The following is a 25,210-nucleotide window of genomic DNA, read 5'->3' on the forward strand; positions in this document are numbered from 1 at the left end:
CTATACCCAAACGTTGAAGAAGCATACTTTGCCGGCTATAGTAGAGCTATCACATGGCATATGTACATGCAATTAGGAGGTTAATTCATGCAATTAGAAGTGATTGCAACTTGTATGGACGATGCTTTGACGGCTGAGGCGAATGGAGCAGACCGCCTGGAGCTTATCACGGCTATTACGGAAGGCGGCTTAACACCTGGGATCGGCTTGGTTGAGCAAGTCGTTCGTGCAGTCCGCATTCCGGTATTTGTAATGGTGCGCCCACACAGCCGTTCATTCGTCTATGCAGAGCATGATATCGATACAATGGCTTTGGAAATAAAGGCGATTGTAAAAGCTGGCGCAGCAGGCATTGTGCTTGGCGCTTTAACTTCGGAAGCGAATATTGACGAGCATGCGCTTGAGCGTCTGCTGCCGCTCACCGAAGGGCTGCAAGTGACGTTCCACCGAGCTTTCGATGAGCTGGAAGATCAGCTTGAGGGGTTGCACACACTTATGAAGTATTCACAAATCACACGTGTGCTGACTTCTGCCGGGCAGCGGCCGGCGATTGAGTCGGCTCAGGAGATGGCTCGGCTTGTTGCCGCAGCCAGCGAAGGCGAACTGACCATATTGGCTGGCAGCGGTCTTACAACGGAAGACATTACGGGCTTTATTCAGGAGACCGGAGTAAAGGAAGTGCATTTCGGATCAGCGGTTCGTTATGGTAAATCCAACTTGTCTCCGATTGACCCATTCATTCTTCAGATGCTCGCGGACAACGTGCATGCTATTAAGTAATATCGATCGATAATCTTTTTCAAAAAAGTAAAGGCAACCGACCATAATGATCGGTGGCCTTTACTTTTTAGTAGTAAGGTAAATGAAAATTTTCATAGATGATAGTTTAATGTCTCAATCGTTCTTCCTATGATCTGTATACCCTAGTAAGTATGAAGATTAATAGTTTTCATTATGGATTAGGAGGGATAGAGAAGCGATGAAGATTATCGTTAATGAGAAAGAGCTGAAGGAATATTTCGACGGACTGGCTCGCCTGCTGCAGCCAAGATCAGCTCAGGAGCCGGCATTGGAACCACTAAATGCGTCAACGCTCATGACAGAGCTGCGACAAACCATTCGAGAGGAATTGACTTTGATTGGACTTGAAGAACAGCGAGATATCGGTTCGTACAGCTTGAATAAACTCAAATCAGTATTTGAACCGTACACAGGCAAGCCAGCCGAGCTGTTAACCCCAGCCGGGACAATCGAAGGGACTATTGCTAAGGTTGGCGGAGATTATTTGGTCGTGCGCGAGCACGGAGGGACGAGCGTTATGGTGCCGCTGGAACAGCTGGTAGCCTTTCAATTAACAGGAAAGCAGGTGGAACGATGATTGAAGAATTACAGTCGCTCGTGAATAAGGAGATTCAGATCGCGAGTGCTCTAGAAACGATTAGTGGAACGCTAGTGTCGGTAGACGGCACAGCGGTGACACTGCGCACGTCAGAGGTTTTCGGCTATGAGAATGGCAGCTATGCAATCATTCAGCTGCGTTTCATTTCTTACATCCGAATGCTTTAACAATAACCGAAAGAAGGGAGGAGAGAATATTGTCGTTTCAACGTGTGCCGGGACTGGTCAGCATAGTCATCACTGTCTACAACAAGCTTCCCTATCTGACGGATTGCTTGACGAGTCTGCTTAATCAAACATACCCCAGTTGGGAGCTCATTCTCATAGATGATGCATCTACGGATGGGTCTTACGAAAAGGTTATGAATTGGCTTAACAACAACGAGCCGCTATTACGGGAAGGTAAGGGCATCTATACGCTTCGACTTCCACGCAACACAGGCTATGCAGGAGCAATAACGGCTGGGATGTATTTGGCCAAAGGGGAATTTATCGCTATCCAGGATGCAGATGATCTATCTCATCCAGAGCGGCTCGCAAGGCAGGTCCTTTATCTGAACAATAATCCGCAGATCGATCTGCTCGGCACGAATTACGAAGTGTTCGAAGATGGAAAGCCGGACAGCCGGAAGGCAGTGCATTGGCTCAAATACGGTGATCAGATCGGGAAAGTCTATACAAAAGGCGGACATTGTATCTGCCACGGAACTGCGATGTTCCGAGGGGCAGTGTTTGATCGTATCGGAGGACATACAAGACGTATAGAAGGTGCCGAGGATTACGAATTTATAGCGAAAGTGATTAAGCCAGGAGCGAGAAACGTAGATAATTTGCGGGAGGTGCTGTATTACTACCGCAAACATCAGAATCAGCGCTCACGCAATTATTTCGGTAACTCCAATAGGGATCATGGCTATGACACGTAATCGAATTCGTCTGTTAATGGTAATGGACAGCTTAGCTGTTGGCGGTACAGAAACCTATGTACTGAGCTTTGTGAAGGCTTTCCCATCGCTTGGTGTCATGCCCGTATACGCAGGTGGAACCGGAGTGATGTATGAATCTTATGCTCGTGCAGGATGCCCGATTCATCGCGTGGAGCTGACGGCTGAGCAGCTGCTGAACCCGGCGAACCAGGTGAAGGCGGTATACAAGCTTACTCAGATTATGCGCAGCAGGAAAATTGATTTGGTGCATATTCACCAAACGCCGTCCGGTCTATATGCAGCGGAAGCAGCAAGGAAACTGGGCATCCCGGTTGTGTTTACCGTGCATGGTGCTTACTATCCGCCAGAGCAGCTTCAGCTTATGAAGGCTGGCGGATGCACCTTCATAAGCGTTAGCCTTCCGGTGCAAGCATATTTAGATGCCATGGGCATACCATCACATCTGATTGCTAATGGCATTAATTTTGAACAATATCGCTCCGAATCTTCTGCTGCGCTGCGCGCCAGTCTTCGGATTCCAGAAGGAGAAAAGATTGTGGTCTATGCGTCCCGTCTAGCATGGGACAAGGCCGCGGTATGCGCGATGCTTGTGCGAGCAGCACGCACGATTCGATTAAATGAATCGCTTCCTCTCCACTTAGTTATCGCAGGTTCAGGCAACCAAGCTGCCACAATCGCCGAATTGGCAGAGACAGTGAACCTTGAATGCAATACGACCTTTGTCCATCTGGTTGGTAGTCAACTGCAAATGCGTGATTATTACAATCTGGGAGATCTTGTCGTTGGGACCGGAAGAGTTGCACTCGAGGCGATGGCGTGTGGCAAGCCTGTGCTCGCAATAGGCAATCACGGATATTTTGGCCTTGTGGAACAGCCTGTATATGAAGAGGCCTGGCAATATTATTTTGGTGACCATAATTCGAAGGAGCGCCCCTCCGAGCAGAGGATCGGGGAGGTAATCAGCAAGGCACTTGCTTCCGCTAACAAGCTGGAGGAGATGGGCCTGCAAGGACAAGCATGGGCTCGGGCGAATTTTCATATTCGCGATAAAGCCCTTCAGATGAAGCAGCTGTATAATTCCTTGCTTCAGAAGAATGGATAGGAATGGAGTGATAGTAATGCGAAAAGTGTTGTATTTAGGTTGGATTGGCTTCAACAACCTTGGGGATGAGTGGATGTGGGAGATGTTCAAAGCCATGTCGGAGGCTCATCTAAAGGGCGACGAGTATCAAGTTATTCCTTCACTTCCGCAAGTGGAATGGAAGAAAGTAAGCCAGTACGATACGATCGTTCTTGGCGGTGGATCGCTGATTGTCCCGGGGTATGTCGATCTGGTTCATGAGGCGCTGGAGTTAGGGAAGAGGACCATCATATGGGGCAGCGGCCATGACCGGCTTCATAAGTGGGCGCCATCGCAAGATGGGCAGCTTACGCCGGAGACAACCGTTGAAAGTGCTCCTTATCGCATGAAGCTGAAGGCTGTGATGGAGCAAAGCGTCTATTGCGGGATCCGAGGGCCATGGACGAAGGATTATATTGAATCGCTTGGGGCTTTGCCTAAGCATATCACCATCAGCGGGGATTCCGCGATGTTGATGAACGCGCTGAAGCCTATGCCAGCTTTGCAATTGGGTAGTAGCACAGAAGGACAGCATCGGACGATTGGCATCAATTGGGGAACCTCCTATAACCGGATTTACGGTGGCAGCGAGGAACGAGTGGAGGACGCTCTAGCCGAAACGGGCCGAGCACTGCTAGCACTCGGGTACAGAATTCATCTGTATTCAGTCTGGGGGGCTGACGAGAAGGCGCTGGCCAGTCTTTACCGCAAGCTTGGCCATGATGAGCGTGTTACGTTTGATCCAAAAGTATATTCCGCAGCGGATTATGTACAACTGCTGGCTGGATTCGAAGCGACGATTAACTTTAAGCTGCATGCCAATCTATTATCAGCGGCGGCGAACGTTCCATTTGTCTGCATCGGATATCGGTTCAAAAGCTTTGATCTAATGCATGGACTAGACTTAACCGATTGGATCGCAGCTTCTGATGATCCACAATTGGCCGAGAAGCTGACAGAGAAAGTTCTAGCTGCAGCGGCTTTACGTGAAGGTTTTATAAATAAGCTGGATGAGGGGCGTCAGGCTGCATATCAATCGCTAATTACGCCATTTCAGGAGCGATTATTTTAAGTTTATATGCTGAGTCCTCACAGATAAGATGGATTCAGCTTTTTATTGTGCAGGAATACAGAATGAGAACTTATATGCTATTATCGAGGCAGCAAGCAAATAGGACTCATGCCTAATTGTTTCTTAAGGATGGTGATAACATGTCAACTGAACGTCGCCTTACGAACTCACAAACCATGGCTTATCAGCATATCAGTCAATATGCTAGTATCAGGAGAGCGGCTGCACAAGAATCAATCCGAGAAATTCTCCAGTTGTCAAATATCCCCTTCGAGATCTTTGAGGCTTACGTTTCGAAATTGCATTCGCAAGCCAGAGTAGCGATGCATTTCCATCCAGACCGCCCAATTGCAGACATGAAAAGTGTAGCGGAAGCATTACTTGAGCAAGGAATTTACAAAAGTCAGTTTGAAACGCAGATTTCTAATGGCAGTGTGTCTGCCTTTCCTGGTGGTGCCCGGGATGTCTGGGAGAGGGACTTGTTTGGAGGAGCCTATCAGCTGGCGGGCGTAACCCACAGTGAAAGGCCGAAATACGGAGCGTTGGATGTCATGTATCATTCTGATGGTCCATCTCCAAGATTTGGGTCATGTTATTTCCTTCTAACTCTACAGGCATCTTATCGTACTACATTTACATATGGAGGCTCCCAGGATTATCCTGTTGTACAAGGAACCTTTCAAGAATTCGATGATATTATAGCTGCTGTTCTTAAAGACGCATTTTTCCGAGAATTCACCCTTGGAGAGAGCAATCTCTCACCAAGAAAAGTACTCGACCGATTATTGAACGCGTCGGAATCCCTGATCACTAATCGCCTAGAACAGATGCCTAGTCGAAATCTTAATTATTTTATTGAAGCTCAGGTTCACGGTGATATTACTTTGCAAGATGACGTGGACATCCTTGTGGCAGACCCCTCGTTTCAAAGAACTGTCGTAGGGAATACTTTGGAGAAACTTTGTATGAAATACTCAATAGATCTTCATTGGCATAAGGGATTTACGATTCAGGCTGATGAAGTGCCATCAGATTTCAGGGGGCCAGCTATGCCGTCATTGGCACGAAGAATTGCGAGGGAAAATCTTATTGATGCTAGTATCGTTGGAGCTGCCGTTAATGATTTAAAGCGCAATGCGGATCATTGGAGTGATAGGGGAACCTATGAGGAGGTTCTTCAGGAATTAAAATACATGTGGCATGTGTTAGTGCGATATGGCAAACCTGCGCAACAAACTAGATTGGAAAACGTCTAAATAATGGCAGGATTTGAAGAATATAAAACTTTTAGTTCGATACCACAAGGATTTCGCGGATAAACATAGTATTCATATACGCAGAAGGATTAACGCAGCAGGTGAAGTCAACGGTGCTATAGCAAGACTACGAGGCGTAGGTGATATTTCTTGTTTCTTTTTGATTACATCGTGAATCTGGCGATTTTTTCTCTCTTGGTTAGTACACCATTAGTAATCCGTTCATTTATCAACCTCAGACCGTTAAAGCATCCGCTGATTTGGAGCGGTCTCTATGCGGGCGTCGTCTCCATTGTTCTCGTTCTATTAGCTGTGAAACAGCAAGGATATGTTTATGATATCCGTTATGCCCCTGTCATTTTGACATTTGCTTATCTAGGTCCCGTTCCGGGCATTATCACTGGTCTATTCGCATTGTCTATCCGTTTGCTTTCAAGCGGAAATTGGTTCCCGGCAATAGCCGGCTGGTTATTTATCATGGTCGTCTTTTCCATCCTGCACACTTACTTTTCCCGTTGGCAGTTACCGCACTTTAAGAGAAGCCTGGCGTTGTCAGGTGCTTACATCGTCGTTTACATGACAATCGTGTTTACATTCCGTATTCTAGTTCACGAGCCACTCTTTCATATTCAGTATTTATTGTTCGTCATATTAGGAGTCCTATTAGGTGGGCTGCTAATTGAATCCCATGAACGACTGCGTCGGACCATTGCTGAACGAAATGAGATGGAATTGTCGTTAAACGCAAGCGAGTATCAGTATCGCCTCATCGCAGAAAATACATCCGACCTTATCGTGGTAATGGATCCTGATCACTCGATACGATATTTTTCACCTTCGCATGCGTTTGTGTTAGGATATCCCGGTCTAGCACAGGATCGCGCGGAGCTGGACCGTATCATATGCCCCAATGATGCGATGGTGTTTAACCAAACCGTAAGAAAGATATTGGAGCGGAAGACAACACAATCATTGGAAATTCGATTCGTGCATCAAGACGGGCGTTTAATACCATTTGATTCGCTATGTAAGCCGATCGAGGGGAAGGGTGGCCGAATTGAGCATATCGTCATCATCAGCCGAGACATTTCCGAGCGTAAAAAAGCGGAGGAATTTCTTGTGCAGTCCGAGAAGTTGTCCATTGTTGGGGAATTGGCGGCAGGTGTAGCCCATGAAATCCGTAATCCACTGACCACCATCAAAGGGTTTCTCCAATTGTATAACCTTGAGAATCCCACAATGAAGTACGGCGATTTGCTCCAAGACGAATTGGAACGTATTGAGATCATTACGAGCGAGCTTCTGTCGATGGCTAAACCGCAAGCTAATGCCTTTACCACAACGAATGTCAAAGAGGTCATCGAACAGACACTCGAGTTTTTGGCACCGCAGTCGTTATTAAACAATATTGAGTTCAAACGCGAATACCAAGGGGAGTATTTCCCGGTTACATGTGTGAAGAATCAATTGAAGCAGGTGTTCCTTAATGTATTTAAGAATGCGATCGAATCCATGCCACATGGCGGAGAAATTCATATTGGCCTGCAAATAGATAACGAGGAATGCCTTATTACTATTCAAGACCAAGGCTGCGGTATTCCCGAGGAGCACCTTCATCGATTGGGACAACCTTTCTATAGCTTGAAAGAGAAGGGGACGGGGCTTGGTCTTATGATTAGTCATAAAATCATTAAACAATATCATGGCTGCATCAACTATCAAAGCAAGGTCAACGAAGGCACGCGGATTGAGATCAGATTACCGAGCCATGAATGATGCAAGTAGAGCGGACAATCAACAAAAAGAACCTGGGCAGCTGCCCAGGTTCTTTTTGTATTGCCTATATGTAGACGCAATGTTATAATCAGACCATCACCGTCTTTTTGAGTTAGAGTACAGTTAGTTCATCTTACAATTTTATTGTAGCATGCCGTTAAAACTCTTGTCAAATGGTTTTTCTCAATTTACTAGTAGTTAGGAGAGATTGAATGACCTCATTCGTACTTGGTATTCAGGAAATGGAAAACACGCAGCTTTTACTCGTTGGAGGAAAAGGGTTAAATTTAGGGGAATTATCAACAATAGAAGGAATCCATGTACCAGAAGGATTTTGCGTTACTACAGAGGGGTATCAAAATGCCATCGAGCAAAACGAAACGTATCATGCTTTACTGAATCGACTAACAGGGCTAAAATCAGATGATCGTGCTCAAATTACGGAAATCAGCAGGGATATTCGACAACTCATACTGGATATACAAATCCCATCCGAGGTTGTGGAAGCCGTCACTCATTATCTCTCCAAGTTTGGAGAGGAACATGCTTATGCCGTTCGTTCTAGTGCGACTGCTGAAGATTTGCCGAATGCCTCTTTTGCTGGTCAACAAGACACTTATTTGAATATCATCGGCAAAGAAGCAATCCTGCAGCATATCAGCAAATGCTGGGCTTCACTATTTACGGATCGAGCAGTCATTTACCGCATGCAAAATGGATTTGATCACAATCAAGTTTATTTAGCCGTTGTCATTCAACGGATGGTTTTCCCGCAGGCTTCAGGCATTTTGTTTACCGCTGATCCCATTACTTCTAATCGTAAGGTGCTTTCCATCGATGCGAGTTTTGGACTTGGGGAAGCACTGGTCTCTGGCTTGGTATCGGCTGATAGTTATAAAGTTCGCGATGGAAAAATCATCGATAAGAGGATAGCAGCTAAAAAATTAGCTATCTATGGACGAAAAGAAGGCGGTACAGAGACAATACAGCTTGATCCTGAACAGCAGGTGTCTCAAACACTCACAGAGCAACAAATTTTAGAGCTGGCACGCATCGGAAGACAGATCGAAGAACATTTTGGCAGCCCCCAAGACATCGAATGGTGTTTGGATGATGGTACCTTCTATATTGTCCAGAGCCGTCCGATCACTACATTATTCCCGATCCCTGAAGCAAATGATCAAGAAAATCACGTCTATCTATCTGTTGGTCATCAACAAATGATGACAGATCCCATAAAACCAATGGGATTGTCTTTTTACCTGTTAATTACTCCTGCACCTATGCGTATAGCCGGTGGGAGATTGTTTATTGATGTTGCGCCAAGGCTGGCAACATCTGTCAGCCGGGAAACATTATTAAATACCGTTGGGCCCGATCCGCTCACAAAAGGCGCACTCATGACCGTAATAGAGCGGGATTTTATAAAATTGTTACCACCAACTGATCAAACAGCACCAAGTCTAGGCAGAAGTAATATAGATATGCAGGCACAAATTGAAAACAATCCGAACATCGTTGCTGAATTGATTCAAAGTAATCGCGCATCGGTAGAAGAGCTGAAACAGAACATACGGACGAAATCAGGATCGGATTTACTTGATTTTATTTTGGAAGATATCCAGCAATTAAAGAAGATCTTATTTGACCCACGAAGTACGGCTGTGTTTATGTCTGCTATCAATGCTTCATTATGGATCAATGAAAAAATGAATGAGTGGTTAGGTGAGAAAAACGCAGCTGATAAGCTGTCTCAATCTGTGCCAAACAATATTACCTCGGAGATGGGTCTGGCATTAATGGATGTTGCCGATGTCATTCGTCCTTATCCGGAAGTTATTGATTATTTACAGCATGTTGAAGATGATAACTTTTTGGATGAACTAGTTAAGTTCGAAGGCGGGCAAAAAGCTCATTCGGCAATCAATGCTTATCTCAATAAATATGGAATGCGATGCGCCGGAGAAATCGATATTTCTAAAACGCGTTGGAGTGAAAAACCAATTACACTGGTTCCCATGATTTTGGGTAACATCAAAGCCTTTGAGCCTAATGCCGGCCATCAAAAGTTTGAGCAAGGGCGCCAGGAAGCTTTGGAAAAAGAACAAGAGTTATTAGAACGATTGAAGCAATTACCGGATGGTGAACAGAAAGCTGAAGAAACAAAACAAAAGATCGACCTCATCCGCAACTTCATTGGCTATCGGGAGTATCCAAAATATGGTTGGATCAGCCGCTATTTCGTTTATAAACAGGCTTTACTGAAAGAAGCGGAACAGCTCGTACATGCGTCGGCCATTCTTGAAAAAGAAGATATATTCTACCTCTCTTTTGAAGAGCTTCACGAAGTCGTACGCACAAACAAGCTGGATTATCAGATCATCAGTGAGCGAAAAGGTGACTATAAATTTTACGAAAAACTAACTCCCCCACGTGTTATCACATCTGATGGTGAGATTATTACAGGTGAGTACAAGCGAGAAAATCTCCCTGCCGAAGCTATTGCAGGTCTGCCTGTTTCTTCAGGCGTAATTGAAGGACGAGCACGAGTCATCTTAAATATGGACAATGCTTATCTAGAAGATGGAGATATTCTGGTCACCAAATTCACTGATCCCGGCTGGACACCATTGTTTGTATCTATCAGTGGCCTCGTTACAGAAGTTGGTGGATTGATGACTCATGGAGCTGTAATCGCACGTGAATATGGCTTACCAGCCGTTGTCGGAGTGGAAAATGCGACCAAACTAATACAGGATGGGCAGCGAATTCGTGTACATGGGACAGACGGTTATATTGAAATTTTGTAGTTGTTGAAATGAAATGGATACGATAGTTGAATCCAGAAACAAAGGCAGCCGGCCATCACAACCGGTTGCCTTTGTTTTTTTATAAAGCACAGGATCGCAAGAAAGTGGTACAATTTGGTGGTCATTTTGAAATTTATCTTACTAGAGGTGAGAATAGGCTGCTTAGTTTTAGAAAACAACTGGATGGAAACATTGTCGCTACTTAATTCGTCATTATTAGTAATCTGTTTTGAGGCTTGAGCAAAAGGTACAGCACTGCCTTGCTTGTAGACACTGTTAATAGTGGTCAAGGCTATGAAATTCCGAAAGACCAGACAATGAGCTAAGAAAGATTATTTATAAGGGTTGAAACCGTATATGTCTTTACGGGCATGCCAACGTATAAGCTCGCTTCCTGCAGGTGAATAATACTACCAAATAGTAGCTTAGATAGGAGGCTCATATGCGATTCCATCGATCCTTTTTCGTGTACGCAGCTGCGTTCTTGCTCATCGTACTTTCCGGATGTAGTACTACGCACTCAGATTCAAATGCTTCCGAGGCGCCGCCTTCAGCTCCGCAGCCTGTAGTCCACGAGCAGCCAGCTGCTGATCAGATAGCCGACCTGGTTGCATCTATGAGCTTATCTGAGAAGATAGGCCAAATGGTGTTGGTTGGCATGGACGGTACGGAAGTACAGCCGGAGATCAGCTCGCTAATAAAGGAACGCCAAGTAGGAGGAATCATTTTATATAGCAATAATATCGTATCCGCATCACAAACGAATAAGCTTGTAAATGAACTCAAGCAAATCAATCATGATGCTGGCGGAAAGCTGCCGCTTCTCTTGAGCACGGATCAGGAGGGAGGGCGTGTTTCTCGTTTACCAAAGGAAATAACGCCGTTCCCCGCGAGTAAAACCGTTGGCAGCACGAAGGACACAAAATATGCTTATCAAGTTGGTGCTGCACTAGGTGAAGCGATGAATGCCGTCGGCCTTAATACCGATTTTGCACCGGTGCTTGATGTAAATACGAATGCCAACAATCCGGTCATCGGCGACCGAGCTTTTGGAACTACTGTAAAAGTGGTCAGCAGCATGGGTGTGAATGAGATGCTTGGAATAATGTCGCAGGGAGTTATACCCGCTGTTAAGCATTTTCCCGGCCATGGCGATACTTCCGTTGACTCTCACTTCGGGCTGCCAGTAGTCAATCACGATCTTCAGCGACTTCGCTCCATAGAATTCGTGCCGTTCGGTTCAGCAATTAAGGAAGGCGCTCCTATAGTGATGGTCGGCCATATTCTAATGTCTAAGCTTGATCCCAATACTCCCGCTTCGATGTCCCGCACTGTCATTCAAAACTACCTTAGAGGTGAGCTGAAATTTGACGGTGTTGTTATCACTGACGACATGACGATGGGGGCTGTAGAAAAGTTTAAGGCGATAGGTCCCGCTTCTGTGCAAGCTGTGTTGGCAGGTTCAGATATTGTTCTTGTTGGGCATGATTTAACACAGCAACAAGCTGTACTGAATGCTCTAATGACTGCAGCGAAAAGCGGTAAAATTCCGCAATCGGTTATTGATGCCAGCGTATATCGCATCGCAAAGCTTAAGCAAAGCTTCGACTTATCGGATCAACCAACTTCGCTTGCCGATGTGTCTACACTGAATCAGCATATCCAAGCTGCCCTGAAAAGATAAAGTGATGGTACTAAAAGTGAATACCTGAAGGTGCTCGATATTTGTGAGCAAGACGGTATTCACTTTTTTTGAAACAGTTATGGACTGAACGTTCCAAAACAAATATAATACACCTGAGAGGTGAAAAATATGGCCCGGCCTAGAGAATTCGACAGTGAGCATGTGCTCCAGCAAGCAATGCATTTATTTTGGTCAAGAGGATATGAAGCGGTTGCGATTCCGGATCTACTAAAGCAGACCGGTCTTAGCAGATCTAGTCTTTATGAGTTTTTCGGCGATAAGCAATCGCTGTTTATCGAAACTTTAAACCACTACAAGCATATCGGGGACCGCAAACGAGATGTGCTAAGAAACGCGCAGTCGGTTAAGGAAGGGATTCAGAACTATTTTACACTGCATATTGATATGTCTGTTGACGAAGCTCTTCCTCGAGGGTGCTTTATCACCAATACCGCAGTTTCGCTTGATCAAGTGGACGATCAAGTACGTCGGTTAATTGAGGAAAGATTCGAAGGACTGGAGAATGAATTTTACCTATTGCTCGAGAAAGGTCAACAATCAGGGGAAATAACGAAGGATAAAAATATTGTAGAGTTAGCGCGCTTGTTCAACGGCTTGAATCACGGTATTAGTGTCATGGCAAGAGTGAACCAAGACCGCCTTGTCCTATCGGATATGGTGAACGCAGCTCTTAAGCTATTGTGATTGAATCGTATTCGAAAGGAAGTAGAATGACTTATGAAAATACTTGTTATTGCATCGCACCCAAACTTGGCGTCATCGCGTGCCAACGAACGAAGATTGACCGAGTTACTGAAGGTTCCTGACATAACGGTTCGTCACTTGGACTCAGAATATCCGGATTACCAGATTGATGTCGCGAAGGAGCAAAGCCTATTACTCGAGCACGATCGTATCATCTTACAATTTCCGTTCTATTGGTACAGTTGTCCCGCCCTGATGAAAAAATGGCTCGAGGATGTTTTAATGCGGGGATGGGCTTACGGCCCCGGTGGAGATAAGCTGAAAGGCAAGACGTTCGTGCTTGCCATTACGACTGGCGGCTCGGAAGAAGGATATCAAGCAGGCGGCTACAACTGGTCGACAATCAGTGAATACACCAAACCACTCCAAGCGACAATAACGCGTTGCAACGGTATTTTTGCTCCCTCATTCGTGCTGCATGATGTAAGGAACGCTTCGGCTGAAGACCTTGAACGGGATGCCCGTCAATTTATTGCGTATATTACGGGCCCGCTGGGCAGCGTATTTCACTAACAGGAACGTTTCGACCAATTGAGAAATTGAGGTGACTTTGTAGTTGAACATTAAAACTAAAATTCTATTAATAGGGGTCCTCTTATTCGATATAATTGGTTTGGGTTGGTTTGTTCATTTTTATTTAACTAGAGAATACTCTTTTTGGCATACGAAAAGTACTGATTTATCGATAGCTAAGCCATATGGATATTATTTGGGCGAAAGTCTAGATGATGACGCTTTTAAAGGGAAACCAATGACTAAGATTAATAATGCTATGTATGATTATTACCAAATAGATCAAGGCATTGTTGCGGCTGCTAATAAAGAGCATAAACTTATTCGTATTGTTCTAAATAAAGATGGTATGGAAGTTGCTAAAGGAATTAAGGTTCACAATTATCCGATGCTATGGAAGTATTTGGCGGGTCTTATTACAACCGTGGAGAAGAGCAGATGTCTGACCCCGTAGTAGGCTATGTTGATTGGAAAAAGGACATGACAATAGAGTTTTGGTCAAAGAATGGTTTAATTACCGAAATTCGAATAGATCGTTCATTCGTACAATAAAGTGGTTTTTTGAAGGAGAACGTCATGGCAACAAGGGTTTATTTATTTTTAGAAGAGGAAGATTTCAGATTTGAGGCTTGGGAAGAGGCAGGACCGGAGATCAAACGTTGTGTCGAACACCACCAAATCTCCGTTCGTCCAGGCCGCAATATGAACCATGCCAATATTGAAATTCTATGTGGTGACATAGGACTAGCTTTAAAGTTTAAGCTGAGTGATTTATGGCAGGAAAACTCACCAATGCTTCCCTCAATGGAACAAAGCGTTATGGAGGATATAGAAGATACGGATTTTGACTACTGGGATCAAATTCCACCCTTTGGGGTTGTAGAGCTATACGAGATCGAGCTAGAGCTAGAGCGAGAAATGGAAGTGACCGAATCTAAAGTTAAGGCTTTTATCACTCTGACATTTAATTTCCTGCTTAAGCATTTCATGATGGTTGCCTTCCGTGAGTCTGAAATTCAATCGGTACGTTCATATTTTATTGATGAGAATAGTATGATCAGGACTTTTACTCATAACGCTGAAACTGGCTATCGAGTAAGTACACTTTGAGAGGTAGGATTTAGTCATTGGTATGGAGAAAAAAACTTTTGCCGGAATATTTGCTGTCAGCGCCACAATTACAGCTTTGCTTATCTCATTACATGAGTCGACAGATGCTTCTTCCTTTGAACGTGCAATCAATGCAAACATAGCGGCTATTGAGACTAATTTAGAAAATGAACTTAATGACGGTACGAAATTGGCATTAAGCAGTAGTCCATATGACTATACGGAAGCATATAAAGAATACGATAACATCGTTAGTTTAGGTAATGACGCTTTACCATACATAGAGGAAATAATTGATGCTTCACCGGGCAGCGGATTGGTCGATTATATGCTCTCTTTGGCAGTGGAAGAAATTGCTAAGGTTGATTTGAAGAAATCCAATTTTCAATGGTCTACTGGAGATAGTTTCTCCCGTACATGGAAGAGTCACTTAAAGGAAATCCCTGCTAAAACCAAGCAAATTGCAGAATCAAACAATCCAGAAGCAGCCAAAAATGAAGAACTTAAAGAACTAGGGACTCCAGCAATCCCGTTCATTCTAGATGAGATAGAGAATGGACATGAAGAATTATTACCTGCAGCTGTTGACTTGATTGGTGATAAGCCTGAAACTTTGACCAGTCCTGCAGAGGTACAAGATTGGGTTGGGAAAGAGAGATTAAAATTTATAAAGCTAAAGCAATATGTTGAGAAAAAATAAGATCTTTGAATGAGAGCTTCAATTTAAAGTATCTTGTTCACCAGCCTTTACTGCCGAACATCCGTTTGGTATAGTCGAGTTAATACTAATAATGGACCGGATAAGGGCGAGGAGAGCGGTATGACGAAAACTGTGCATTTATCCGTACGATCGCTGGTCGAATATGCCTATCAAAGTGGAGATATCGAATCAGGCTTTAGATCTGCCACATCACTTCAGGAAGGGTCCCGCACACATCGGCAGATCCAACAACAGTATGGCGAGCAGGATGCAAAAGAGGTCTACGTATCGGCGGAGATTACTCGCGAGGACCTGTTGTTTGTTGTAGACGGCCGTTGCGACGGGCTGCTTCAGACGGAAGACGGGCTAACCATTGACGAAATTAAATCCTTTTCCGGGCGAGTGCCCGCCCTTATGGAAGAGACGTACCCCGTTCACTGGGCACAGGCGCAGTGTTATGCCTATATGGTTGCGAAGGACCGAGAGCTCGAATCGATGCGCGTTCAGTTGACTTACGTACAAATAGACAACGGGGAAAGTCATCAATTCGTACGTACGATGACATTTATGGAGCTCGAGGAGTTCCTCCACGATATGGTTAATCGATATTATCCTTACGCCTCGTTAAAAAGCCAACATGCCGAGAAGCGAAATGCCAGCATTAAGGAACTGGGCTTCCCGTTTCCATCATATAGGGAGGGGCAGCGCAAGCTAGCAGCTTCCGTATATCAGACGGTATCGGATGGGCGCAAGCTGTTTGCAAAGGCACCAACTGGCATTGGCAAGACCATGTCAACGTTGTTTCCGGCAGTGAAAGCGATTGGTGAAGGACTACTGCAGCGTCTCTTTTATTTGACAGCAAGGACAACAACGCGGGCTGCTGCGGAAGAGGCGCTTGAGATGCTGCGCGAAGGCGGTCTGCATCTGCATACCGTTACGCTCACTGCAAAGGATAAGGTGTGCTTTAAAGACGAGGTACGCTGTAGTGCCGAATTTTGCGAATATGCCAAAGGGTATTATGACCGCGTTGGCCCTGCGCTACTTGATATGCTTGGTAACGAGACAGGGATGACGCGCGAAGTCATCGAGCGTTATGCCCGTAAACACCAGGTCTGTCCATTCGAATTCTCGCTCGATGCTGCCTATGCGGCTGATGCGGTTGTCTGTGACTACAATTATATTTTCGATCCCCGAGTCAACCTAAAGCGGCTGTTCGAGGAGCAGAAACGGCAAACAACTCTACTTGTTGATGAAGCACACAACCTCGTCGATCGGGCGCGCGAGATGTATTCGGCCGAGCTGCAAAAAGCGGATTTTCTCGAGCTGCAACGCGCAAGCAAAAACATCCGCCCGCTTGTGTATCAATCGGCGAAGGCAGTGAACAAATATTTCATCGCGTTGCGTAAATCGATCGAAGAGAATGACAGTAGCGCAGAAGACGTAGCTGCGGAGCGTGAATTTCCCGAGGAGCTGCTTGATCTCTTGGAGTCGCTTGTTAGCTCTGTAGAACAGCAGCTGGCGGCGGGGGATATAGATCCATTGTTGTCGGACGTCTATTTCGGCTGCCAGCATTTTTTACGCATAGCCAAGCTATACGATGAGCGATATATCACCTACGCTGAAAAAGAACGGAGCGACATTCGGTTGAAGCTGTTTTGCCTCGATCCGTCGCATCTACTTCGACAGTATGCTAAAGGCTACCGGGCACAAATTTTGTTCTCCGCGACGCTGTCGCCGCTTCATTATTTCATAGACATGCTGGGCGGAGACACTGAGACGGATTACTCTGTCGTCATTCCATCGCCATTCTCACCGGAGCAGCTCGATGTCCGGATTGAACGACTGTCAACCCGCTATCAGGACCGGGAGCGGACGATGGATCAAGTCGTTCGTTTACTTCACGAGATGGCCAGTCGTCACCAGGGCAATATTCTCGTGTTCTTCCCATCTTACGCGTATTTGAACGGTGTATATGAACGGTTTATGGATTTGTGGGATAACGAAAAGGTAGAAGGTCGTACACTCGTCCAGAGGTCAAATATGTCTGAGGATGAGCGAGAGACTTTTTTGGCCTCATTCGCAACCGGTAATAAAGGCACACTGATCGGGTTCGCCGTTATGGGCGGCATTTTCTCGGAGGGTATCGATTTGGTTGGGGACCGATTGACCGGCGTTGCTATCGTCGGCGTTGGGCTGCCGCAGGTTGGGCCGGAACGGAATATTATCAAAAATTACTTCGACCACCAAGGGAAAAACGGTTTCGAATATGCCTATGTATTTCCCGGCATGAACAAGGTACTGCAGGCGGGAGGCCGGCTTATCCGCTCGGAACAAGACCATGGAACGCTATTACTCATCGACGACCGATACACACAACCGCAGTATGCCAGACTTCTGCCTCCTGAGTGGCGGAGTATGTTCTGAAAATTGGAAGTTGAAATACGGTAGTTAATTGTCGCATGAAAGTCGCATATTCTGCGGCTTTTTTCTTTTCAGTCCAGCGGTGGCGCTGGATTTTTTTATACCTTGTAACAAGAACGTATGTTTGGTGTATAATAAGAACAAACGTTCTTGCGAGGTGGAGCGAATGGAGAAGTTTATTGGCAAGGTTGTGCAGCTTATTTATATCGATCGGAAACGTGAGGTTAGTATTCGGAACGTGCGTGTTATCTCGGTTAAAGGTGGCCAGCTAAAGGCATATTGCTACCAGGCACTAGCCATTCGTATTTTTAATCTTGATCGCATTGTGGACCTTGAAATAGCACAAAGAATAGAGGGGGCTTAAAATGTTAAACGACACGGAGCGTAAGCTGCTGCGGATCCTTTTCAACCGGAACGGCCATCAGAATACACGTATACTTATCCCTGAATTGGCACGTTTAGCTGGCCGGGAAACCGGCCAGATTCGAAAGGCACTGGAGCGTTTGCATGAGGAACGATTTATTGAATGGGAAAGTGATTATGCAAAGGTCATCCCAGGATGGCAGCTTTATGCAAAATGAGCACTGTTCACTGAAAATGGAGTTGCTTACTCACCATTGATCACAAATTGTTCAATACGTGTTTTAATGGAATCTCTGACGGTGCGGAATTGTTCCATGATTTCTTCTTCCGTACCTGTTGCTTTGGCAGGGTCATCAAATCCCCAGTGCCACTTGATAACATTAGGGTTCATAATGGCAGGGCAGTGTTCATCAGCATGACCGCAAAGTGTGATGACATACGTAGCACGATTCAATATTTCTGGATTAATAACGTCTGAGCTATTACCGCTAATATCTACACCGGCATCGTGCATCACTTGGACTGCCCTAGGATTCAATCCATGAGCCTCAAGACCAGCGCTTTTTACTTCGAATTTATCTCCACCAATGGCATTCAAAAAGCCGTCAGCGATTTGGCTGCGGCATGAATTACCTGTACATAGAAAATAAACAAGTGGTTTGTTAGACATTTTAAAACTCCTTTGGAATGTAATTTTAATTTGATTTAACCTACAACTTTAAGCCAGAGATAGAGCCCAGATAAAGTAATAAACAGGACCGGTACCGTTAGGATAATACCCGTTTTAAAGTAAGCTCCCCAGGAAATCTTAACACCTTTACTGGACAGTACATGCAGCCAGAGCAGGGTAGCGAGCGAACCAATAGGAGTGATTTTTGGACCTAAGTCAGAGCCAATCACATTCGCATACACGAATGCTTCATGAAGCACGCCTGTAGAATTCGTATTATCAATTGCAAGTGCATTTATCATTACTGTTGGCATGTTGTTCATGATCGAAGAGAGGACAGCGGCTATAAATCCAGATCCAACTGTGGCTACAAATAAGCCTTGATCGCCGACCCATTTAAATACATCGCCTAGTTCATCTGTCAATCCAACATTTCGGAGACCGTATACAACGACATACATCCCGATAGAGAAGGTGACAACTGCCCATGGCGCACCTTTTACGAGCTTCCAGGTATGGATCTCACGACTTTGGCGGGCAAGCAGCAAGAAGATGATAGCTGCAGCTCCAGCGATAACAGAAACCGGTACGTTAATGAACTCACTTGTTAAATAAGCGATTAGAAGAACAGCAAGGATAATCCAGGAGATTTTGAATAGTCGCATATCCTTGATCGCTTCAACCGGTTTCTTTAATTGTGCCAAGTCATATTGCTTCGGTATGCTTTTCCGGTAGAAGAGAAAGAGCACAAGTAAACTCGCCGCAACAGAGAAGAGGGTAGGAACGATCATACGACTAGCATATTCCGCGAATCCTACGTCAAAAAAGTCTGATGACACGATATTCACCAAGTTACTAACGACAAGTGGAAGGGAAGCTGTATCTGAAATAAATCCGCTTGCCATAATAAATGGAAGAATCATGCGTTCATCAAATTTCAACGCCCGGACCATGGCTAGAACAATAGGTGTTAAGATAAGAGCTGCACCATCGTTTGCGAAAAAAGCAGCAACTGCCGCACCCAATAAAATGACATACACGAACATCAAATGACCGTTACCTTTGGCGGCTCTAGCCATGTGAAGTGCTGCCCATTCAAAGAAACCAATCTCATCAAGAATGAGTGAGATTAGAATAACTGCAACGAACGCTAGAGTAGCGTTCCATACCATTTGAGTTACATCCCACACATCATGAAAATTGACAACACCAAAAAGGAGTGCGACTACAGCACCGCCACATGCAGACCAACCAATATTGAGACCTTTTGGCTGCCAAATGACGAAAACTAACGTAACTAAAAAAATGATTGATGCGATAGCCAGCATAAAAGCCTCCTGGTTTAAGTACAGCCTTTAACTGCGTTAATTTTCTCTTGCATAGATGGAAGCTGATCGATAAGCTGCTTCAAATAATCTTTATCATCTAAGTTTAAAGAATAATAAATCCATTGGCTTCGGCGCTCCTCGTTAATTAGACCGCCCATTCTAAGTTTTTTCAAATGTTGGCTAATATTAGGTTGAGTAGTTTCTAAAATTTCAACGATATCACAGACACACATCTCCCGATGCCGCAGAAGCGCCATAATGGTCAACCTGGTTTTATCAGAGAGAAGCTTAAGAGTATCGGAGAGTTCCTCAATCGTTTGCAAATTCTTGCCCCCTTTCAGTAACTAGCTTGCTGATCATAGGGTTATTATATACGCGGTTAATTATATAAGTAAATAATTATATTAGTGAATACTAATTTAAAAATGAGTTAACAAACGTTAACATTGTGAAAACAAAGAGGGGATACAATAAAAGGCTTCTGCATTGTGCAGAAGCCTCTCTATTCCTTAACATTCTGTATTCGAATCACTTGATACCGATGTATTTTTTGTGCTGCAGCAATTACTCTTAACAGTTGTTATTGCGATTGGTCTAATAGTTATCTTCTTAGGGGATGGAGTGCAGCAACTGCTGTTTTCATTCATTTCTAGTGACTTGGATACAGAACAGACGCCTGTCTCCGATAGATGAAGTTTCACTTCACGTGCAGCTTCAAAATCGCCAGCTAATGCTGCCACAACACTGCGAACTTGTTCATATCCTGTAGCCAATAAGAATGTTGGGGCACGGCCGTAACTTTTTGATCCGACAATATAAAAGTCTTTCTCAGGCTGACGAAGTTCCGCTTCACCATGTGGGCGAACGGTGCCACAGCTGTGAATATTAGGATCAATTAATTCAGCTAATTGTGGGACGGATTCCACAGCGGTATCAGCTGCATAACGTAACTCAGAAAGGAAGCTAAAGTTTGGCCTAGCCCCTGTAGCTACTATGACCTCATCAATTTTATCAATAGCATAAGTCTTATCTAATTTTGTTCCATGCAGAGACAAGGTATCAAGGTTTCTCTTTATCTGATCGATAAGAAATGGGGTGTGTACTTGTACATTACCTGATTGTACATAGTGGTTAGCCAGCGTGCCTAGTGCCCCGCGTGCCGGAAGACCATCGTTTTCTCCTCCACCAAAGACATCCGCGACTTTATGTTTCCTTAGCACCCAATGTATGGTTGTTTCAGGGATCTCCATTTTCAATTCATTCAATAAGGTAAGTGCTTGTATAGCGGAGTGGCCACTACCAACAACAACGATGTTTCTCCCTGCATAACGTTCTTTATACACACCTAAAATATCTGGAATACCATACTGAATGTGATCTTTATAATCGATTTCACCGTCTGCAGGAAGACCACTCGTGCTCATCGGGTTAGGTGTAAGCCATGTTCCCGTGGCATCTATAACTGAAGAAGCCTCTATACGTAATAATTTCCCGTGTTGCTCATATTCGATAATAAAAGCGGCAAGATTCCGGCCGGCTGTCTTCATTTTATCGAATCCTTTTCGATAAATGGCTTTAACCGTTGAATTAAGATAAATATGGGGGTGTAATTGCTTCAATTGTGCTAGTGGGAACAGATACTCATTTACTAATTCCTGCCCAGTAGGCATATGACCTTTCGCTGGAGATTGCCAACCAGTCTCTAATAGAAGCTCCTTTGCAGCTGAATCCATGTTAAACTCCCAAGGGGAAAACATTCTTACATGTTTCCAACTTAGTACAGAGGATGCGATCTGAGCACCTTTTTCGAATAAAATAAAAGGCATGTTTCTCTTTACCAGCTGAGCAGCAGCAGCTAACGCTACTGGACCTCCACCTATAATAGCTGTAGGCAATTGTTTATTCATGTTTCAATTCCTCCTTATTTTTTATTTGCATTTTGCAAGTATAACTCAATGTGTAAGCCTCCATTATTTTGGAGGCACACAACAATCAGGTGATTTTCGCATTGCATCATTAAACAATTCAATGGAGCGTAGTACTGTTTCTCGCTCAAATTCACTCATCGTGGAAAGGACACCGTTAAGCTGAGCATTTACGGTAAGGTTAATAGCATTTTCAACATGTAAACCTTCAGGCGTTAGTGACAAAATATTAATACGATTATCAGAAGGATGGGGGGTTTTCTTTAATAATCCTTTTTCAGACAATGTTTTAACCTGCCTGCTGAAAGTTGTGATGTCCATTCCCAGTGCACCTGCAACATCCTGCATGGAGGGATTATGCTGTCGATTAACTTCATATAGGATGTGACTTTGTACTAGCGATACCTCTTGACCGCAACAGGAATCACAGCATTGTTCATTTAACAAACCGAAATTTCGGGACAAGATCTGAAACATATTCCTCACATTTTCCATTTGCATGACCTCCTGAGTTATTTATAACATTATTATTTGCAGTTTGCAAGTATATATGTATAATCGATTTTATAACACAAGCAGGAGGGAAACTAATGTCTGAGATACTCGTGAGGGGCGCAACTCCATCGGATGTACAAAGGATTCTAACCATATACAATCAAGGTATTGAAGATCGTATTGCTACTCTAGAAGTTGAACCCAAAGACACAGTCTACATGGAAGGTTGGTTCAATAATCGTAGTGAACGGTATTCTGTACTTGTTGCTATTAAAGAAGATGCAATTGTGAATTGGGCATCCTTAAATAAGTATTCTCCACGTTCCGCATATGATGGTGTAGCTGAATTGTCGATCTATATTGAAAGAGAACATAGAGGACAGGGTGTTGGAAGCATATTGCTAACTGAACTTGAAAAAACTGCTTTACGTAATAGTTTTTATAAGATTGTTCTTTTTACTTTTTCATTCAACGGTAAAGGACAAGGATTATACCGTAAACAAGGATATCGAGAAGTTGGAATCTTCTATAAACATGGTATTTTAGACGGTAACTTTGTTGATGTCATGGTGATGGATAAGATACTGTGACAAGAATTTCTTTACAATCACTTGGTTACCTTCGTTTAAACAATCTTGTAACATTTATCGGGAATGCCGCGCATTTGGCACCTCCTGCTGAGGATGGAGTTAATCTTGCCATGCTCGATGCTATGCGATAACCAAGGTTTATCATCTCCTTAAGCAATTACTTGATTAGTCCTTTTCAATGTCGGGTATACAATAAATGACAATACCCAAGGTTGAAAGGAGAGATTCGTGATGAGTCAAAGATTAAATGATGAGGAACGAGCTGGAACGCCAACCGAAGGACTTCTACTCGCAGGTAAGACGGCGTTAGTAACGGGAGCAGGGTCGGGAATTGGCAGGGCAGCCGCACTAAAACTCGCTCAGGCGGGAGCGAATGTCTGCCTTTTCGATTTGATCGACGGGCGTACTGAGGACGTCGAGGAGGAGATTCGCGGCATGGGCCGAGAAGCCGAGTTCTATGACGTCGACGTGTCCGATCCAGGCAGAATGGAGAGCGCTATTCGCGCCGCGGCAGAGCGCTTTGGTTGTTTTGACGTCATATTCGCCAACGCTGGGGTCAACGGCACGCTCGCTCCGATTGAGGATTTAACGCCTGAGTCATGGAACGAGACGCTTGGGATCAACCTGAGGGGGACGTTCCTAACGGTCAAATACGCAGTTCCTCATATGAAAACAAAGGGGGGCAGCATTGTCATAACCAGCTCAATCAATGGTAACCGGAAATTTTCTGGGTTTGGCATGTCTGCCTATAGTGCCTCCAAAGCCGGGCAAGTCGCCTTCGCAAAGATGGCCGCACTGGAGTTAGCCCGTTACCGTATTCGCGTTAACGCCATCTGCCCAGGGGCAATCGAGACGAATATCGGTGAGAACACCAATAGTACGAAGGCGGTAGACAAAATTCGAATCCCGGTTGAGTATCCGGAAGGATCACAACCGCTGGAGCATGGCCCGGGACAACCAGAGCAGGTGGCCGATTTGGTTCTGTTCCTCGCTTCCGCTCAGTCTAGTCACATTACTGGCACAGAGATTTACATCGATGGAGCTGAGACACTCCTGTAGGCGTGGCTAATACTTCGGACATCACAATGGCAGCTGATCCTCTTGATCAGCTGCCATTTTTTATTGCAGTAACGTGCAGCTATGCTCACTGATGAATACATTTTTCAAAATAACTGATTGAATGATATCGGATTTAGGTTAATAATTTATATTTAATATACAAATTTTGATGGAGGTGTCTCACAAATGAAGAGCATAGTTCCAAGGAAAACCAGAATGATGAAAGGGTTAACCCTATTTATAGGCGTTCTCCTCTGCACAGCGATGCTATTTCCCATCACAGCAAGTGCAGCTTATTACAACACATACAGCACAGTCGCAAAACTCAACAATGCAAATGGATGTTACGCCGCACAAGGATTTGCTGTAGGATCTGCGTATGTTTATTCGGTAAAAGTTAATAGCAGCAATACTAAAGCGGTCATTTACCGTACCAAAATGAGCGACGGATCCACTACACTCATGAAGAACGGGGATAACGGGACAACGTATGCTACATACCTCGGCCATGCTAATGATGTAGTTCTCAGTTCGATAGGCGGAAAATTTTATATGTTTGTTGTCACGATGAACGCCGGAAGTATGAGTCTTGTGAAGCTGAAATATGTGGGAACAACCTTTTACAAAGTTGGTCAATACACGTTCAAATACAATGGTGCAAACAAAGCGATGTCAGGTGTGAAAATTACGAGCAAAGACGCGAATAAAATAAACTTTCTCTTCAAATCCGGCCTGGGTCTTTACAGGGGATCGATCCCATTGACTTCAAATAGCGGTACCATTAAAGTAACCAACAGCTTTAACCTAAATATTAAAGATGCAAAGGTTAATGGAAGTACAATATCCAACATCACCTCATATGCATCTCAAGGCCTCGGCTACAGTAACAATATCATTTATGTCCCGCTAACTTATAAGAACGTCAGCGTTGTACTCGTTTATCGAAATGTATCTAAGGCCACAGGGACAATAAAGGCAGATAGTAATCTATCTTTCCGCATTACTTCAGCTGCTTATTCCGACCTATTTGAGATCGAAGGTGTTGGTATCTCCAATGGGGGTAAACTTTGGTTCAGTACCAATCGAAGAACCAAACCAGGTGACACCGCTCACGATGGTGTGCACTATTTTAATGGCTACAGCCTAAGTTAAATCTTGTAAGATTCCTTTTAGTTTGAGATGATTGCATTAACTTAAGATTGGGAAAA

26 protein-coding genes are annotated in these 25,210 nt (G+C 44.4%); 21 read left to right on the forward strand and 5 right to left on the reverse strand.

What is annotated here, in order from left to right; translation table 11 throughout:
- Positions 1 to 87 precede the first annotated feature (87 nt).
- The 18 genes from FHS17_RS05220 to FHS17_RS05305 all read left to right on the forward strand — a co-directional run bounded on the left by FHS17_RS05220 (position 88) and on the right by FHS17_RS05305 (position 18,153).
- The gene (locus FHS17_RS05220) at positions 88 to 780 is read left to right on the forward strand and encodes a copper homeostasis protein CutC (protein ID WP_167275803.1); all 693 of its coding nucleotides are present in this window, start codon (positions 88 to 90) and stop codon (positions 778 to 780) included.
- A 199-nt stretch (positions 781 to 979) separates the two neighbouring features.
- The gene (locus tag FHS17_RS05225) at positions 980 to 1,378 is read left to right on the forward strand and encodes a hypothetical protein (protein WP_167275809.1); all 399 of its coding nucleotides are present in this window, start codon (positions 980 to 982) and stop codon (positions 1,376 to 1,378) included.
- Positions 1,375 to 1,566, forward strand: a complete 192-nt coding sequence (locus FHS17_RS05230; RefSeq protein ID WP_167275812.1) for a hypothetical protein — start codon at positions 1,375 to 1,377, stop codon at positions 1,564 to 1,566. The genes FHS17_RS05225 and FHS17_RS05230 overlap by 4 nt, the downstream gene beginning before the upstream one ends.
- 29 nt (positions 1,567 to 1,595) lie before the next feature.
- Complete coding sequence (locus FHS17_RS05235; RefSeq protein WP_167275816.1) at positions 1,596 to 2,324, forward strand: glycosyltransferase family 2 protein; 729 nt, start codon at positions 1,596 to 1,598, stop codon at positions 2,322 to 2,324.
- Positions 2,314 to 3,447: a glycosyltransferase gene (locus FHS17_RS05240; RefSeq protein WP_167275820.1), complete on the forward strand. Its 1,134-nt coding sequence runs from the start codon at positions 2,314 to 2,316 to the stop codon at positions 3,445 to 3,447. Before FHS17_RS05235 ends, FHS17_RS05240 begins: the two co-directional genes overlap by 11 nt.
- A gap of 16 nt (positions 3,448 to 3,463) precedes the next feature.
- The gene (locus FHS17_RS05245) at positions 3,464 to 4,537 is read left to right on the forward strand and encodes a polysaccharide pyruvyl transferase family protein (RefSeq protein ID WP_167275824.1); all 1,074 of its coding nucleotides are present in this window, start codon (positions 3,464 to 3,466) and stop codon (positions 4,535 to 4,537) included.
- A gap of 140 nt (positions 4,538 to 4,677) precedes the next feature.
- Positions 4,678 to 5,793: a DUF3626 domain-containing protein gene (locus FHS17_RS05250; protein ID WP_167275827.1), complete on the forward strand. Its 1,116-nt coding sequence runs from the start codon at positions 4,678 to 4,680 to the stop codon at positions 5,791 to 5,793.
- 150 nt (positions 5,794 to 5,943) lie between these two features.
- Entirely contained in the window at positions 5,944 to 7,569 is a 1,626-nt protein-coding gene (locus FHS17_RS05255) for an ATP-binding protein (RefSeq protein ID WP_167275831.1), read from the forward strand.
- A gap of 212 nt (positions 7,570 to 7,781) precedes the next feature.
- A complete protein-coding gene (gene ppsA / locus FHS17_RS05260) occupies positions 7,782 to 10,379 on the forward strand; it encodes a phosphoenolpyruvate synthase (protein WP_167275834.1) in 2,598 nt (865 codons plus the stop codon).
- Positions 10,380 to 10,821: 442 nt separating this feature from the next.
- Positions 10,822 to 12,063, forward strand: a complete 1,242-nt coding sequence (gene nagZ, locus FHS17_RS05265) for a beta-N-acetylhexosaminidase (RefSeq protein WP_167275837.1) — start codon at positions 10,822 to 10,824, stop codon at positions 12,061 to 12,063.
- 129 nt (positions 12,064 to 12,192) lie between these two features.
- Positions 12,193 to 12,768 carry a TetR/AcrR family transcriptional regulator gene (locus tag FHS17_RS05270; protein WP_243865174.1) on the forward strand — a complete coding sequence of 192 codons (576 nt, stop codon included), beginning with the start codon at positions 12,193 to 12,195 and terminating at the stop codon, positions 12,766 to 12,768.
- A gap of 33 nt (positions 12,769 to 12,801) precedes the next feature.
- Positions 12,802 to 13,341, forward strand: coding sequence for an NAD(P)H-dependent oxidoreductase (locus tag FHS17_RS05275; protein WP_167275840.1), 540 nt, complete (start codon positions 12,802 to 12,804; stop codon positions 13,339 to 13,341).
- Positions 13,342 to 13,384: 43 nt separating this feature from the next.
- A complete protein-coding gene (locus FHS17_RS05280; RefSeq protein ID WP_167275843.1) occupies positions 13,385 to 13,795 on the forward strand; it encodes a hypothetical protein in 411 nt (136 codons plus the stop codon).
- A 122-nt stretch (positions 13,796 to 13,917) separates the two neighbouring features.
- Entirely contained in the window at positions 13,918 to 14,451 is a 534-nt protein-coding gene (locus tag FHS17_RS05285) for a hypothetical protein (protein ID WP_167275846.1), read from the forward strand.
- Positions 14,452 to 14,473: 22 nt separating this feature from the next.
- On the forward strand, positions 14,474 to 15,151 hold the full coding sequence (locus FHS17_RS05290; RefSeq protein WP_167275849.1) for a hypothetical protein: 678 nt from the start codon (positions 14,474 to 14,476) through the stop codon (positions 15,149 to 15,151).
- Between the two features lie 120 nt (positions 15,152 to 15,271).
- Positions 15,272 to 17,575, forward strand: a complete 2,304-nt coding sequence (locus FHS17_RS05295; protein ID WP_167275853.1) for an ATP-dependent DNA helicase — start codon at positions 15,272 to 15,274, stop codon at positions 17,573 to 17,575.
- 163 nt (positions 17,576 to 17,738) lie between these two features.
- A complete protein-coding gene (locus FHS17_RS05300) occupies positions 17,739 to 17,936 on the forward strand; it encodes a WYL domain-containing protein (protein WP_167275857.1) in 198 nt (65 codons plus the stop codon).
- A 1-nt stretch (position 17,937) separates the two neighbouring features.
- Positions 17,938 to 18,153, forward strand: a complete 216-nt coding sequence (locus FHS17_RS05305; protein WP_167275860.1) for a hypothetical protein — start codon at positions 17,938 to 17,940, stop codon at positions 18,151 to 18,153.
- 26 nt (positions 18,154 to 18,179) lie between these two features.
- Here FHS17_RS05305 and arsC read toward each other — a convergent pair whose 3' ends face one another.
- From arsC to FHS17_RS05330, 5 genes are all read right to left on the reverse strand, one after another.
- Entirely contained in the window at positions 18,180 to 18,605 is a 426-nt protein-coding gene (arsC, locus tag FHS17_RS05310) for an arsenate reductase (thioredoxin) (protein ID WP_167275865.1), read from the reverse strand.
- A 35-nt stretch (positions 18,606 to 18,640) separates the two neighbouring features.
- Positions 18,641 to 19,933 carry an arsenic transporter gene (locus FHS17_RS05315; protein WP_167275870.1) on the reverse strand — a complete coding sequence of 431 codons (1,293 nt, stop codon included), beginning with the start codon at positions 19,931 to 19,933 and terminating at the stop codon, positions 18,641 to 18,643.
- Between the two features lie 14 nt (positions 19,934 to 19,947).
- Positions 19,948 to 20,256, reverse strand: a complete 309-nt coding sequence (locus tag FHS17_RS05320; protein WP_167275884.1) for an ArsR/SmtB family transcription factor — start codon at positions 20,254 to 20,256, stop codon at positions 19,948 to 19,950.
- A 186-nt stretch (positions 20,257 to 20,442) separates the two neighbouring features.
- Complete coding sequence (locus FHS17_RS05325; RefSeq protein WP_167275888.1) at positions 20,443 to 21,840, reverse strand: NAD(P)-binding domain-containing protein; 1,398 nt, start codon at positions 21,838 to 21,840, stop codon at positions 20,443 to 20,445.
- A 63-nt stretch (positions 21,841 to 21,903) separates the two neighbouring features.
- A complete protein-coding gene (locus FHS17_RS05330) occupies positions 21,904 to 22,353 on the reverse strand; it encodes a MarR family winged helix-turn-helix transcriptional regulator (protein WP_167275892.1) in 450 nt (149 codons plus the stop codon).
- A 95-nt stretch (positions 22,354 to 22,448) separates the two neighbouring features.
- On the opposite strand from FHS17_RS05330, the gene FHS17_RS05335 reads away from it, so the two are divergent.
- The 3 genes from FHS17_RS05335 (at position 22,449) to FHS17_RS05345 (ending at position 25,154) form a co-directional block, all read left to right on the forward strand.
- Entirely contained in the window at positions 22,449 to 22,943 is a 495-nt protein-coding gene (locus FHS17_RS05335) for an arsinothricin resistance N-acetyltransferase ArsN1 family A (protein WP_167275897.1), read from the forward strand.
- Positions 22,944 to 23,174: 231 nt separating this feature from the next.
- Entirely contained in the window at positions 23,175 to 24,002 is an 828-nt protein-coding gene (locus tag FHS17_RS05340; protein WP_167275900.1) for an SDR family oxidoreductase, read from the forward strand.
- A 186-nt stretch (positions 24,003 to 24,188) separates the two neighbouring features.
- The gene (locus tag FHS17_RS05345; protein WP_167275904.1) at positions 24,189 to 25,154 is read left to right on the forward strand and encodes a hypothetical protein; all 966 of its coding nucleotides are present in this window, start codon (positions 24,189 to 24,191) and stop codon (positions 25,152 to 25,154) included.
- Positions 25,155 to 25,210: the final 56 nt, after the last annotated feature.

This window comes from Paenibacillus lupini, from assembly GCF_011761355.1.
Lineage (GTDB): Bacteria > Bacillota > Bacilli > Paenibacillales > Paenibacillaceae > Pristimantibacillus > Pristimantibacillus lupini.